Here is a 14,269-nt window from a genome sequence, read left to right as displayed (position 1 = left end):
ATGCTTTCGGAATAGACAGCAAACAGGTCACTGCCTATTGGTAACAACCATTCCTATTTTGTGCGACCTGAGCACAATGTATTTTCCCCTCTCTTTTTTAGCAAAAAACCAAATAAAACCATTCTTAACCAATCCCTTGTGTTTTTCCCCTATCCTCCCCGTACAATGAGATTACCTGTATTGAGCGGTGATTTTTGAATATGGGAAAAGCGTGGTGAAAGGTGAGCCAATAAAGTATTCAAGTGTGGTTTCTAGAATTGCCGAGGTTTGAAGCCTAACGGTGATAGATAATGTGATTGGGAGCCTCTCGCCGAATGTATATTTTTCGGAAATTCAGGAGCTTGTAAATGCAACAATTATTTTCTATACCTTTCCTCGCATTTTTATTATTGATTACGGCTTGTAGTCAGCAGTCCACTTTACAGGATCGCAGTGATGGCCTGGAAGCACGCCCCAGCCAGCTCGATGAAGTCGCGGCAGCTTTCGCCTTGGATCTCAGTGGCGCTAAGGTTTATATCGCACCGGTTCAAATTGACTACACCAAGCGATTCTCTTCCCTGCCCAGGCGCCAATATCGGGAAAAAGATTACGAGCTGGACCAGAGGGATCTACAGCGTTTGAATACACTGTTGGCGCAGAGCTTTAGTAATAAGCTGCTAAAACCGCGCAATGCCCAGCAAGTGTCGGAGCAGGCGGAAGCCGACTACACCCTATCCCTGTCACTGCAAGATTTTTCCCTGGCTGCACCGCTAGATCCATCTCCCTGGACTTGGCGTGTCTATACAGAGCAGAGCGCCTACGCACAGCTGGTAGGTACTTTGTACGATCGTAACGGCAGCGCAGTAATGCATTTTCACGATCGGCGGGATATTGGTGAGAATCTCGGTTCCTCTGGGCCGGGTGGACGGCTGGAACGTTTCACCAGTGTTACCTTTTGGTCAGATATGCGTGTGGATATTCGCCGGGCTTTTGCTAGCTTGAACAGATCGCTGCTGTAATCGGTCTCTGGAAGAGCAGGAACTGTGAGGAGGCCAACCCCATTGCTGCCGTGGGGCGCTATAATCCCCGACTATGCAAACACAAAATCTCAACGGAAGGCCGCTGCTGATCTATCTGCACGGCTTTCTTTCATCGCCTCAGTCCTTTAAATGCCAGCTGATGCGGGACCGGTTGGCTGCCGACCACCCACAGATCATTTTCTGTGCGCCACAAGTCTCCCCCTATCCAGGAAGTGCTCAGCAATCATTGCTGCGCCTATTGGATGGCTTCTTTGACTCAGACAACTGTGGCCCAATAGGGTTGGTTGGTAGCTCTATGGGGGGATTCTGGTGTACCTACCTAGGCGAGCGTTACCATTTGCCAGCGGTGTTGATCAATCCGGCCGTTCGCCCATCTCGCTTTATGCCGGCCTACGTCGGCCAGGTGTTACAACCCTACAGTGGTGAGTCACAGGAGTATCGCCTAAGCGGTGCGGACGTTGATACCATGGCGCAATTGGAAGCAGAGATACCCAGTCCACTGCTGAGCCGCTATTGGCTTTTGGCACAGCGAGGCGATGAAACCCTCGATTACCGCGATGCAGAGTCTTTCTATCAAGGGCAGCGTCAAACTGTCGAGGAGGGGGGCGATCACAGCTTTCAGGGCTTCGCGCGTTACTGCGATCCCATTGTCGAATTTCTATTTAACCAGCAGTAATTTATAACAATTATGGCCAATTATTCCGCCGAAGATATTGAGGTACTCACAGGGCTGGACCCGGTGCGAAAGCGCCCGGGCATGTACACAGATACCACCCGCCCCAACCACCTCGCCCAGGAAGTGATCGACAACAGTGTCGACGAAGCGCTTGCCGGGCACGCGAAAAAAATTGAAGTGGTATTGCACAAAGACCAATCGCTCTCGGTTAGCGATAACGGTCGCGGTATGCCGGTGGATATTCACCCGGAACAGGGGCGCCCTGGTGTTGAAGTGATTCTTTCCACCCTGCACGCTGGTGGTAAGTTCTCCAACAAAAATTACCAGTTTTCCGGTGGTCTACACGGTGTGGGTGTTTCTGTAGTCAACGCTCTTTCCAAAGTATTGGAAGTGACCATCCAGCGGGATGGTAAGGTGCACCGAATCGGTTTCAAAGATGGGGAAAAGGCCTCGGATCTTGAGGTTGTCGGTAATTGTGCCAAGCGCACCACAGGCACCAGTGTACGCTTTCTGCCCGACCCCAAGTATTTTGATTCCGCAAAATTCTCCGTGGTGCGACTGCGTCACCTACTGCGCGCCAAGGCGGTATTGTGCCCCGGCCTGACGGTCACTTTTATTAATGAGCAGGACGGTGAATCAGACGAGTGGTACTACGAGGACGGTCTCAAAGATTACCTCGCCGCTGCCAATCAAGGCTGGGAAATCTTGCCGGTCGAGCCCTTTGTGGGTAGCTTTGCCGCCTCTACCGAAGCAGCAGACTGGGCAGTGCAATGGCTGCCGGAGGGCGGTGAGATTACCGCCGAATCTTACGTTAACCTGATCCCTACCGCCCAGGGCGGTACCCACGTGAATGGGTTGCGCGCGGGCCTTCTGGATGCCATGCGTGAGTACTGTGAGATCCGCAATTTATTACCTCGCGGTATTAAGTTGGGCCCTGAGGATATCTGGGGGCAGTGCTCTTACGTACTCTCCGCCAAACTGGCAGACCCGCAGTTTTCCGGGCAGACAAAAGAACGCCTCTCCTCCCGTGAGGCCACCGCGTTTATTTCTGGCGTGGCCAAGGATGCGTTTAGCCTGTGGTTGAATCAACATACGGAAGAGGGTGATAAGCTTGCCGAGTTGTGCATTGGCAATGCACAAAAACGCATGCGCTCAGCAAAAAAAGTCGCGCGCAAGAAAGTCACTCAGGGGCCCGCGCTGCCGGGCAAGTTGGCGGACTGTTCCAGCGCCGATACCTCCCGCTCCGAACTCTTTCTGGTGGAGGGGGACTCCGCTGGTGGTTCCGCCAAGCAGGCGCGGGATCGCGAGTTCCAGGCCATCATGCCGCTGCGCGGTAAAATCCTGAATACTTGGGAAGTGGACTCCGCTGAGATTCTCGCCAGCCAGGAAGTGCACGATATTGCCGTGGCGCTGGGTGTTGATCCAGGCAGTGACAATTTGGAAGGGCTGCGCTACAACAAAATCTGTATCCTCGCCGATGCCGACTCCGATGGCCTACACATCGCCACACTACTCTGCGCCCTGTTCTTACGTCACTTCCGCCCGCTGGTAACTAACGGTCATGTCTATGTCGCCATGCCGCCACTGTTCCGTATAGACATCGGTAAAGATGTTTACTATGCGCTGGATGAATCGGAGAAGCAGGGAATCCTCGATCGTATAAGCGCAGAAAAGAAAAAGGGCAAAATACAGGTGACTCGCTTTAAAGGTCTGGGTGAAATGAACCCCATGCAGTTGCGTGAAACCACCATGGACCCCAATACCCGCCGACTGGTACAGCTTTACATAGATTCAGGAGATGACAGTAATCAACTACTAGATATGCTCCTGGCTAAAAAGCGTGCCGGGGATCGCAAGCAGTGGCTGGAAAGTAAAGGGAATCTGGCTGAAGTGGGTTAAGCCCTAATTAATCTCTGATCTATTTTTCTTAGGTTGCCTTAGTTTACTAGGGCAACAATTTAAAGCTCTATGGAAGGTATTTTGTGAAATTAACCCATTTATTTATCTTTTTTATTTTTTTTGTTTCTCCTTTAACCGGGTTGGCAAAAGATATTCAGTCTTTACTTAATCAGGAGATAGATAGTTTTATAGCAGAACTAAAAGGCGAAGATAACTTTGTCTTAACTAAAACTGCTAATCGTATTACAGGATCTGGATTAAGTGATGAACGTTTATTTGATGCGGCTGAACAGGTTCTCCTGGAAAAACACCAGGCGAATATGACAGTTGCTCAACGTGATGAGAAAGTGATTAGTGAAATCGTCAATTTGTTACGTACACTTTCATCATCTGGGAATACAAAATATTCACCCACTATCAATAAGATAATGCGTGAAAGTGGTAATCGTGCGATTAGAAATCGAGCGAAGCATGTGCTGACCAAGTTTAGTTTTTATCAAAAGCGCAATGCATTGATGCAGAATATGGAAGGCCATGTAGCTACTAATAGCTTGCATACTACACGCTTACTAAATTTGCTCAATAGTAACGATATGATCATGCAGCGGTTTGCCGCTGAGGAAGTTGTCCGCGATGGAGCTGCTGAAACCGTAATTCAGGAGTGGTTTTACAAGGCAGTAGAAAAGGATGTTAGGCAGCCTGTAGACAAACTACATATCGATACACTTGCCTGGTATTGCAAAGCTCTAGGTACGGTTAATAAAAGTGAGTACAAGGAATTCCTGAGTTCTATCGCTGATGATAGAAGTGTACACAGAAAAATTAGAAGGCACGTGAAGAAAATTCTTAACTAGGTAGCTGCAACTGAGCGAGATGCCTTTGCATTTCGCTCACAACTCATCTTTCATTCTCCTCTCTTTTTTTCTGTCGGCATAGAAATATGTTTAAAAAATATGCCGCGATTTTTTTAGGTTGATATGTTTCACCTCTTCCTTCTCGCTTTATCCTTGGTGGATACTTTTACTTACTAATTTGAAATCTCTGAAATTTAATGGTGGGGGGATTATTTTTTCTTTTATTTAAAGGTTATGTCGTTGGCTGGTTGTATATAGGGTGCTCAGGCGTATAAATATTTGTTTCTGATTGGTGAGATCTGTTAGATGACAACAATATTAGAGTTTTGGATACGTTAACCATCTTCTTGTTTTCTTAGAGGTTGTCAGTCTTCCAGATGCCTATAAAGAGGAAATAAACGTTCTAAGTTAGGTGATTATATACTTTCGGTAGTAGAGCGTTATCTGCTGGTATACCTGTAAGAGCTAAGAGTTGGTTCTAAAAGTTATTTAAATTACCGTCTTGTTCGATGGGGTAGAGTCGGATTATGGTGTGGGATACATTAAGTGCTGTTGGCGAGCTTGTTGGAGCCTTCGCAGTTGTCGCGTCCTTAGTCTATCTTGCTGCTTTAATAAGAGTTCAGAATAAAGAATCCAAAATTGCTTCTATGCATGAGATATCTATTGCTCATCGAGAAGCTGTGGCGGCAATTTGTGAAGGTCCGATGGCAGATGTTTTTGCGAAGGCGATGAAGGATTTTGATTCGTTATCTAGTGCTGACACTTTGAGAATCATTGGTTTTGTATATCGTTTTTTTAAAATTTGGGAGGAGGCCTATTTTCAATATAAGGCAAACAGGCTGGATTTTACTATCTGGGACTCAATGACTCGTCAATATACTGCATATTTATCGATGATTCCCTTTAAGAGGATATGGGAGTTGCGATCTGAATATGTAGCTCCTGAATTCCGTGATTATGTAAATTCTAGAAAGCCAGTAGATTTAGTTTTACCCAATGCAGTCAGTAAAAAGTGATTCCCTTGTCCGCTGTGAAGATACAGGAGTTTCATTCCGATGGTTGCAGTATCTTTCCTGATGGCACTCTTGAACAGAGTGAGTTATGGCTTGATTGCTGCTATGCCCATGATCATGCCTATTGGAAGGGGGAAAGCTATTCTCAGCGGCAAGAGGCTGATTGTGACCTAGAAGTTTGTGTTGCCAAAACTGGGGAGAGGGAAATTGCGTTGTTGTTGCTGGTAGGGGTTAGAGTTGGCGGGACGCTATTCTTGCCAACCTCATTCCGTTGGGGCTATGGTTGGCCCTATTTGCGGGGTTATAAAGCCTTAACAGAAGAAGAGCTGGATGCTATTGAACAGCTGCAAGGATCCTTGCCTGGGTTGTTCTAGATAGTCTAATAATATTTTTATTCAATGTATAAGATTAACTCTATGGTTTTTTCTCTCTCAAGGATATTGGGAGCTAATGGTGATATGATCAATAATCAGAAGATTTTTTAAAAGGGATTTATAGCGTGGCTTATTTTCGTGGTGTTTTATGGTTCTGCATTACCCTGAATATACTGGTCTTTGCTTATCTGGCCTTCCTCTTGGGCTGGAATGTTGGGCTTCTTGAAGTTTTACTGGGAATCATTCTTGCTAATTTTCCTTTGCCTTTTATGGTTCGCTGGTGTGAGCGTATGGCCAAGGATTTAAAGGGGTACTGGATCAACTTTATTCCCTATATAAGCCCCGTATTGGTGGGGTTTGGTGGCTCAGCGGTCTATATTAATGCAGCGCTAAAAGGTGAAAAGGTATTTTGGCTTTATTTAACTGTGCCTATGGCACAGGCAACGGCTTTTTGGGTACTCCTGGCACTGGTCTTTTGTATTTACCCGTTCATTAATACTGAAAGGCAAGAAGTGGTAGAACCTGAGTATAGTAACAGCGCTGAAAGCCCCGCAGACATTTTGAAAAAAGAGCAGGAAAGGACGGATGAAATTGCTTAGTGTTTGTAAGCATTACTGTATATAGGTTCATATCTTTTATTGTTTATTAGTCTTCTGCTGGTTCCCTTTTCAGTAGCTGTCCATATTCTTTGGAAAAGTGGTCTTTTAGCCATTGCATCAGGCTACGTACGCGAACTAATTGATGGCGCAGCGGGGGGCAAACCATAGAGAGCTGGGTGGATTCTGACCACCCAGGCAAAATTTCCTGTAATTTACCTTTTTCGATATCTGCCTGGACGTAGATGTCTGCCAGGCGAGTTACACCAAGTCCTGCCAGTGCTGCAAGGTGCATCGCCCGGCCGCTGACCATTTTGATACCCTGTTCCACCTCAATCTTATGCCTGGTCTTACCACGCGTCAGCACCCACTGGTTAACACTGCCGTAAATTAGGGGTACTTTCGAGAGGTCCATGGGCTTTAGAATTGGGCCACGCATTTTGATAAAATCCGGGCTCGCAACATAGCGGGTTTTGATACTGTGCAGTTTGCGTATTACGAGGGTGGAATCTGGCAGCTGCCCCATACGTATTACTAAATCGTAACGATCTTCAATGAGATCGACACGCACACTGGAAAAATCCAGCTGTATTTGTATTTCGGGATAAGTTTTCTGAAACTTAATGACTAGGGGGGCAATGATCTCCTCGCCGATAATCCCACCCACCGCATTGATACGAATTTTCCCCTTTATTTCCTCTTTGGCATGTGTTGCCCACTCTGCGGCACTATCTAGTTGCTGTATTGCCTGCTTGCATCGCTGGTAATAGCCTTCACCGACCTCAGTAAGTCGCAGCTTGCGGGTAGTGCGGTGTAACAGTTGAACACCCAGGGTGGACTCTAATTCGGAGACTTGTTGGCTGAGTGTAGCTTTGGAGAAACCTGTATGATCCGCAGCAGCAGTAAAACTGCCCCGCTCAGCCACAGCAATAAAGGCGCGTATGGCTCGCCAAGAGATATTGTTCATTGATTCCAAACAATGATTTCACATTAGTTGAGTTAATAGACGTAATTCTAAATTCTATACTGCCGATACAAAAGGGTTATCCCGTAGTCTTTAATCATTGATTGCAGAAGAGAGAGTCAGTATGTCTAAGCCATTGATTGTAATAACAGGTGCCAGCTCTGGAATTGGAGCATCAATAGCTCAGCATATGTCGGATGCCGGGCATCCGTTGTTGCTATTGGCGCGTCGTTTGGAAAAATTAGAAGCGATGAATTTACCGAACACCCTCTGCAGACAGGTCGATGTCACCGATCCTGCTGCGTTATCTGCAGCAATTCAGGAGGCTGAGACTCTTTATGGGCCTGTAGATTGTTTGGTGAACAATGCCGGTAAGATGTTGTTGGGGAACATAGAGACCCAGAGTGCTGAAGAGTGGCGGGAGATGTTTGATGTCAACGTGCTCGCCTTGATGAACTCCATGCAGGCTGTTTTGGCCGATATGAAGTCTCGTGGTCGCGGTACTATCCTCAATATCAGCTCGATTGCCGGCGTGAAGACATTTATCAATCATGCTGCCTATTGCGGAACCAAGTACGCAGTGTCGGCGATTAGCGAAACCGTGCGTGAAGAGGTTGCCGCAAGCGGAGTACGTATTATGGCCCTATGCCCAGGAGCTGTGGAGACAGAGCTACTGAGTCATACCACTTCTGAAGAGATTATCAAAGCTTACGAAGAGTGGAAGGCCTCCATAGGTGGCGCCATTAATGCAGAGGACATCGCTCGCACGGCGTTGTTTATGTACAGCCAGCCCCAGCATGTGAATATCCGAGAAGTGCAGATAGCCGCTACAGGCCAGGATCGATAGATGAGTTAGATCGGGAAAGAGGCTGAACAATCTAGCTATTGGTCGGCCTCCTTCCTGAAAATTGTTTGGATACTGGAGAAATCCAGTTCTTCATTGCCCTTCAGACTGTGTAAGCCAAATAGATTTCTGGCCAGTGAGCCGAGCGGTGTGTAGCTTTTGCTATTGTCGGCGGCTTGCTGAGCAAGCCCCAGATCCTTACACATCAACCCCACTTTAAAGCCTCCGCGATACTGATTACTAGCGGGCACACTATCCATAACACCGGGATAAGGATTATAAGTTTGTAGGGACCAGTTGGCGCCTGAGCTTTTCGCCATGATTTCGGTTAGCACTTTGGGATCCAGGCCGTTATTCACACCCAATTGGAGTGCCTCGGCGGTGCCAATCATATGAATAGCCAGCAACATATTGTTGCAGATCTTTGCCGTTTGCCCAGCTCCGGCAGGGCCTGCAAAAAAAACGTTGCCCCCCATATGCTGTAGAACTGTTTTGGCTCGCTCGACATCCTCGTGCTCACCGCCACACATAAAGCTGAGAGTTGCGGCAGCGGCCCCTTTGACTCCGCCAGAAACAGGAGCCTCTATTGCATGAAGGCCTTTATTTCGTGCGGCGTTAAGTAGGCGTTTTGAGCTGCTTGCTGAAATTGTGGAGCAATCAATAATTAAGGATCTCTCTTCGATAGCTTCCAGCAGATGATCTTTTTCAATATAAAGGCTCTCTACCGCAGCACTGCTGGGTAACATACTAATAACAAAATCTGCTCCCTTCACCGCTTCTGTTGCTGATGAACATTTTTCAACTCCCTGTTCTACAGATTTCTGAAGCAACTCCTCTACTGGATCGAAACCTCTTACACGGAATCCAGCTTTGATTAAGTTAAAAGCCATTGGGGCACCCATATGCCCCAGACCAAGGAAGGCTGTGATTTTATTCATGGCAGTATCCAAAAAATTAAATTTTATTGGTATGTGCAGTTACTTTAACTGTATCGTCATATTTGCCTGTTCAGCGTGTTCAATATCTGAATCGAACCAGCGGGCTGTGATGGTTTTTGTTTCGGTATAAAAACGCACGGCCTGCTTACCATAGGCGTGGAGATCCCCATAAAATGAACTGCGCCAGCCAGTAAAACTAAAGAAAGGTAATGGAACCGGGATAGGCACATTGATTCCTACCTGGCCCACAAGAATTTCGTGCTGATATTTACGTGCCGCTGCACCGCTGGCAGTGAATATGGAAGTTCCATTGCCGTAAGGGCAGTCATTCACCAGTTTTATTGCATCATCTAGGTGATCTACATTCACCAGACATAACACTGGCCCAAAAATTTCATCAGTGTAAATTGACATCTCGGTAGTAACATTGGCAAATAATGTAGGGCCAACCCAGTTACCATGGGGATATCCATCCACTGTAATTTTTGAACCATCCAGAAGGCAATTCGCCCCTTCTTTTTTGCCCGTCTCGATATAACCCAGCACACGTTCCTTTGCAGCAGGTGAAATTAAGGGGCCGTAGTCGGATTGTGGATTCTTCCAATGCCCGGGTGTTATCTTTGCCATCGCATCCTGTATATCAGGAATCCAACTTTGCGCTTCACCCACTAATACCACAACCGAAATAGCCATACATCGCTGACCGGCAGCCCCTACAGAAGAGCCGATGATATTATTAATAGTGGCATTTTTATTTGCATCCGGCATCACTACCATGTGGTTTTTTGCCCCGGCAAAGGCCTGTACTCTTTTTAAATATTGAGTGCCTGTCTGATAGATATGGCGCCCAACTGGCACGGAGCCGACAAAAGATATAGCTTTAATATCCGGGTCTTTTAGTAAGAAATCTACCTGCTCGCGACCACCATGGATAACTTGTAGAACCCCTTTGGGTGCTCCTGCCTGCTCAAATAATTCAGCCAGTTTGCAAGGTGTAATGGGGTCTTGTTCAGAAGGTTTAAGAATAAAGGTATTGCCACAGGCAATCGCTAGCGGAAACATCCACAACGGTATCATTGCGGGAAAGTTGAATGGCGTAATACCGGCGCAGACGCCAATGGGTTGAATATAGGAATAGCAATCTATAGCACTGGCAACGTTTTCAACGGTTTCCCCCATTAGCAGGGTAGCAATATTTGCGGCATGCTCAACCACCTCAATGCCTCGCCAAACATCCCCCTTGGCGTCTTCAAATGTTTTACCGGTTTCCTCTGCGAGAATCTCGGCCAGGGCCTCTTGGTGCTCTTTCAGGAGAGCTTGGTACTTGAGCATAATGCGTGCTCTAGTAGGAACTGGGGTGTTCCGCCAAGAAATGAACGCCTGCTTGGCGGCGGTGATTGCCTGGAGTTGCTCGGCCTCAGTGGTATAGGGGGCCTGGGTTAAAACCTCACCTGTGGCGGGGTTTGTCACATCCAACCACTCCTTGGTAGTGGACTGCACCCAGTCGCCGTCAATGAATAGAGGAAGGCGTGAAGGGATGGATTTATTCATATTATTTGCCTTACCAGTAACCGGTGGGAAATTGTCAGACAGTTTAGGCGTTGCCTGAGTGAAAAAAGAGGTGTTTTACGCCGCTTCTTGAGATGAAGCATATCAGCCTTGTTTAATAGTGTATTTCGGGGTGAATATCGATAAGGGTTTTATCTGATGAGCTTCCAGCTTTTGTTTGCAATATAGAATTTTTGTGCGCACCTTCTCAACCTGAAAAATAGCCTGTTTGTTTTCAAGCTTTGTCCGTAATCATGCTGTTAGTATGCCCTCTCTGTAGGTTTGTAGTGATTTTGTGAGGTTTTCTATTCATTTATTTTAAGAAAGAGGGTAGACGGTGTCTTATAGAAAAATATTTCAGGTATTCGTTTTATTTCTTTTTGGATCTTTCAGCTCCTTACTATCGGCAACCACTTTGGAGGATCTCCGAGCCCATACACCTACGTCAGATAAAACCTGGGCAGAACAATGGTTTTACAATATTGCTGTGCCGGATGTTGGCTATTTCAAAGTAAGCTTGCAGACATATATTGCACCAGATTTTGAAGTTCCAAAACCTAAAGCTTATATACACTTGGCTTTCTCTCCGATAAACGGGTCAACTGTTAAGTATGATATATTCCATGATGAGGTTATTTTGGTGGATCCTAATAATCCGGATAAGTTTTATTACGAAGTTCCTGGGTTAATAGTTGCTGATGAAAATCATATAGATATTAATTATGATTATTTCGATTTTACTATGCGTTGGAATGGAGATCACCATTACTATTGGCATAGTAATAATCCTGGTCGGTCACCATTGGGAATTCTAAAGGAAATTATCAACTTTGGTCCTGAATGGTTTGTTTATACTATGGGTACACCAATCCAATATAGTTTCTCTAATGGAAATGTTGCATTAATGGGCCTGGGATTTGCCCAGCTTGATAAAGGTTGGTTTGATAAAGAGTCGAGCTCTGGCATCGTTTACACAATGGGCTTGTCTGAAGAGTTATATTTTATGTTTACAGGAGGAAAGGTTAATGATACTAATATCGAAATGTGGATAGGTCGTTATATTAGTAGTGATTACGATCTAATTTTTTATCCTGCATTTAATGGCCTGTCTGTTAAACGGGAATCTAATGCTTGCGAGGGATATGCCAATGTTGAGTTTAATAAAATTAACTATAAGTTAGTCGTTGAGGCGAAGGCTGACCCTGATAGTTTCTATTCTCAAGACTTCCCCTCAGATGTAATTTTTGGTAGAGGCCAAGTATATATGAAATCTATGCAGGCTAACGTAACCTTCTCTCTCTATAAAAAAGGGAACCTAGTTGAAAAAATTACAATGCCTCAGGGGCTTTTAGAGTTTAGCGGCCCCTTAGCTTGTGAAGATTTCTTCAACTGAAATGTGATATTTTTCAAGGAATAGCTAATTGTCTTTTTTAGCAAGGCCGAACTAGTGAGTTTCGCCTTGCTACTCCCTATACTAGGCCAATAGGTTTAATGGTATTGAATAGTGATATTACTTGCCTTGGGAAGCCAATCCTGTAGAGCGCTATGCTCAATTTCCCCAATAACCGCCATACTCGGGTGATTTCTATCTTTCAGGAGCACTATTTTGATATGGTCCTGATGCAGGTTTTGAAAGTGATCATAGGGTGAAATTGGGTCAGTATTGGAAGCAAATAAAAGCACGGGCACAGGAGTGTTGGTTAGTAAAGGTTCAATTTGTGTTTCCAGTAGGCTTATATTGGCTTCCTCTAGCGCCATTGACGCTCCTATTTTTATTTCTTTTTCAGAGAATGCTCTACTAAGTAGGGGAAAATTCTCTTGGGCATAATTATAAACAGCCTGGTCAAATTCCAACATGGGGGCTTGTAATATTAGGCCGCTGATATCTTGTCGAGATTGAGTGATTCTCGCCGCAGTAAGGCTCCCCATGGAATTTCCAAGAAGATAAATGTTTTTACTTTCTATCAGGTCTTTATGGATAAGCTCGTCAATTAACCGGTTAATCACTTCACTATCACCAACGCCATATTCCTTACGGCCTTCAGATTCACCATGGCCGAGCAGGTCTGGAATAACTACCTGAAATCCAAGGAGACGAAAATATAATGCTGAGTGAAGCATGAATTCTTTTGAGATTCGGAATCCATGTAAAAGAATGATGGTCCCAGAATAATGTTTGTTTAGGGCTTCTTTATTTATAGATAGATTAACTTGGCTGGTTTGATCGCCAGAGTCAGTTTCTATGGAGTATTTAATTTTACCTTTTTCAAGGGGGTCAGCAGAGAAATAGCTAATACACAAGTTTCTTAGCTTGTCACAGTAATTATTTTTATGGAATCCCCATGATTTTATCTGCTCATTTGAAACTACATGATCGTAAGGGAAGCTTTTTGAGCTTGCAATATAATCTCTGATGTTAACTGCGCAAGATGATATAAGTAAACAAATTGATATAGTCAGAAATAGTTTTATTGATTTCATTTTCATAGGCATAAATTGTCGCTAAAATCTAGTTGAATCAAAAAAATAAAGTGAAAGAATTACGTTGTATTAGTAGCGGTGCACTACCTGTGGTTAGGCTAAATTGATTCAACTTTTGGCAATTGCTCATTTCTCTAAGATTTGTGTAAGCAAAGTTTCACTTTTTCTTTGATTGCTTTAGGAGAGTTTAAAGCTTTTACAGCCGGCGTTGTGCCCGATCGACTTTGCCAGTAGTTAAATAGATCTATGAATGTGCCGACTGGAGGGTCACTTACGGGTGAAGTTGATAAGGTAAGGGGAGATTGTGAACTCGCAAAAGGAAATTGTTTGGTTTTTAGAGAATGGCGGCAGACAAATAACCTTTGCTAACCGCCATGAATGTTAAGAGTGTATTTAATTTAGGTTAATTCCGGCCTCCCTGGAGGCCGCATCAAAGCCGTTGGCTTGTCGGCCAGCCTGCAAATCGAGTGTATAAGTTAATAGGGTGTAGTCTTTTGGATCGGCTTTACAAACAAATCCCATCGAACGGGCAAATGTCTGCACGCGTTTGTTGTCGGCTGACTCAATGGAATAAATTTGCTGTAAGCCTTGCTCTTTTGCGCAGTCGATCAGACGCTTTAACATTAATCGACCTAGCCCCAATCCCTGCCAATCATCGCGGACCACAACTGCGCATTCGCAGGCTAGCCCGTCTGCATCTACGGCGTAATGTGCGGTAGCTACGGCTCTTTGCGCATGGTCGCTGGTGCAGAGTGCAATAAAGGCCTCATGAACTTGATGGTCGTTATCGGTGAGTAGCTCAATCAGCTTTTGGCTAGCTTTACAGCTGCCGCCGATAAAGCGGTCTCGCCGGGTTTCTGGAGATAAGTCTTCTATCAGTTCTTTTTCCAGTTGGCTATCACTGCGGCAGATGGGGCGTATTGATACCCTGCGCCCATTACCGAGAGTAATTAGTTCTATCTGGTGCTCATTACTGACATTGCTATTTTCTGACATGGCTGTGAGTATCCCGGCAGCACCTGGCTGCATCATCTTTGGTTCGCAACGGGGGTTGGATATCACA

14 protein-coding genes are annotated in these 14,269 nt (G+C 45.4%); 9 read left to right on the top strand and 5 right to left on the bottom strand.

Features of this window, described 5'->3' with window-relative positions; genetic code table 11:
• The first annotated feature begins 347 nt into the window (after positions 1–347).
• The 7 genes from ACJJIB_RS20200 (at position 348) to ACJJIB_RS20170 (ending at position 6,434) form a co-directional block, all read left to right on the top strand.
• A complete protein-coding gene (locus tag ACJJIB_RS20200) occupies positions 348–998 on the top strand; it encodes a hypothetical protein (protein WP_444887370.1) in 651 nt (216 codons plus the stop codon).
• Between the two features lie 73 nt (positions 999–1,071).
• Positions 1,072–1,695, top strand: a complete 624-nt coding sequence (locus tag ACJJIB_RS20195; protein ID WP_444887369.1) for a YqiA/YcfP family alpha/beta fold hydrolase — start codon at positions 1,072–1,074, stop codon at positions 1,693–1,695.
• A 12-nt stretch (positions 1,696–1,707) separates the two neighbouring features.
• Positions 1,708–3,594: a DNA topoisomerase IV subunit B gene (gene parE / locus ACJJIB_RS20190; RefSeq protein WP_444887368.1), complete on the top strand. Its 1,887-nt coding sequence runs from the start codon at positions 1,708–1,710 to the stop codon at positions 3,592–3,594.
• An 83-nt stretch (positions 3,595–3,677) separates the two neighbouring features.
• Positions 3,678–4,448 (top strand): hypothetical protein, encoded by a 771-nt coding sequence (locus tag ACJJIB_RS20185; protein WP_444887367.1) that lies wholly within the window; start codon positions 3,678–3,680, stop codon positions 4,446–4,448.
• Positions 4,449–4,975: 527 nt separating this feature from the next.
• On the top strand, positions 4,976–5,464 hold the full coding sequence (locus tag ACJJIB_RS20180; RefSeq protein WP_252083527.1) for a hypothetical protein: 489 nt from the start codon (positions 4,976–4,978) through the stop codon (positions 5,462–5,464).
• On the top strand, positions 5,461–5,835 hold the full coding sequence (locus ACJJIB_RS20175; protein WP_444887366.1) for an FAD-binding oxidoreductase: 375 nt from the start codon (positions 5,461–5,463) through the stop codon (positions 5,833–5,835). The genes ACJJIB_RS20180 and ACJJIB_RS20175 overlap by 4 nt, the downstream gene beginning before the upstream one ends.
• Before the next feature lie 290 nt (positions 5,836–6,125).
• Entirely contained in the window at positions 6,126–6,434 is a 309-nt protein-coding gene (locus ACJJIB_RS20170; protein ID WP_444887365.1) for a hypothetical protein, read from the top strand.
• A 46-nt stretch (positions 6,435–6,480) separates the two neighbouring features.
• Here the strand turns inward: ACJJIB_RS20170 and ACJJIB_RS20165 are convergent, their stop codons facing one another.
• Positions 6,481–7,398 carry a LysR family transcriptional regulator gene (locus ACJJIB_RS20165; RefSeq protein WP_444887364.1) on the bottom strand — a complete coding sequence of 306 codons (918 nt, stop codon included), beginning with the start codon at positions 7,396–7,398 and terminating at the stop codon, positions 6,481–6,483.
• Between the two features lie 121 nt (positions 7,399–7,519).
• Between ACJJIB_RS20165 and ACJJIB_RS20160 the strand changes: the two genes are divergently transcribed.
• Positions 7,520–8,242, top strand: a complete 723-nt coding sequence (locus ACJJIB_RS20160) for an SDR family oxidoreductase (RefSeq protein ID WP_444882952.1) — start codon at positions 7,520–7,522, stop codon at positions 8,240–8,242.
• Between the two features lie 35 nt (positions 8,243–8,277).
• Here the strand turns inward: ACJJIB_RS20160 and mmsB are convergent, their stop codons facing one another.
• Both mmsB and ACJJIB_RS20150 read right to left on the bottom strand, forming a co-directional pair.
• Entirely contained in the window at positions 8,278–9,177 is a 900-nt protein-coding gene (gene mmsB, locus ACJJIB_RS20155) for a 3-hydroxyisobutyrate dehydrogenase (protein WP_444882951.1), read from the bottom strand.
• 39 nt (positions 9,178–9,216) lie between these two features.
• The gene (locus tag ACJJIB_RS20150) at positions 9,217–10,728 is read right to left on the bottom strand and encodes a CoA-acylating methylmalonate-semialdehyde dehydrogenase (RefSeq protein ID WP_444887363.1); all 1,512 of its coding nucleotides are present in this window, start codon (positions 10,726–10,728) and stop codon (positions 9,217–9,219) included.
• 334 nt (positions 10,729–11,062) lie between these two features.
• On the opposite strand from ACJJIB_RS20150, the gene ACJJIB_RS20145 reads away from it, so the two are divergent.
• Positions 11,063–12,118, top strand: a complete 1,056-nt coding sequence (locus ACJJIB_RS20145; protein WP_444887362.1) for a hypothetical protein — start codon at positions 11,063–11,065, stop codon at positions 12,116–12,118.
• A 95-nt stretch (positions 12,119–12,213) separates the two neighbouring features.
• Here the strand turns inward: ACJJIB_RS20145 and ACJJIB_RS20140 are convergent, their stop codons facing one another.
• Both ACJJIB_RS20140 and ACJJIB_RS20135 read right to left on the bottom strand, forming a co-directional pair.
• Complete coding sequence (locus ACJJIB_RS20140) at positions 12,214–13,218, bottom strand: alpha/beta hydrolase (protein WP_444887361.1); 1,005 nt, start codon at positions 13,216–13,218, stop codon at positions 12,214–12,216.
• A 381-nt stretch (positions 13,219–13,599) separates the two neighbouring features.
• Positions 13,600–14,202, bottom strand: a complete 603-nt coding sequence (locus ACJJIB_RS20135; RefSeq protein ID WP_444887360.1) for a GNAT family N-acetyltransferase — start codon at positions 14,200–14,202, stop codon at positions 13,600–13,602.
• Positions 14,203–14,269 lie beyond the last annotated feature (67 nt).

It is taken from the genome of Microbulbifer mixtoriginis (SeqCode) (assembly GCF_052467705.1).
This window is presented reverse-complemented; position numbering and strand designations above follow the sequence as displayed.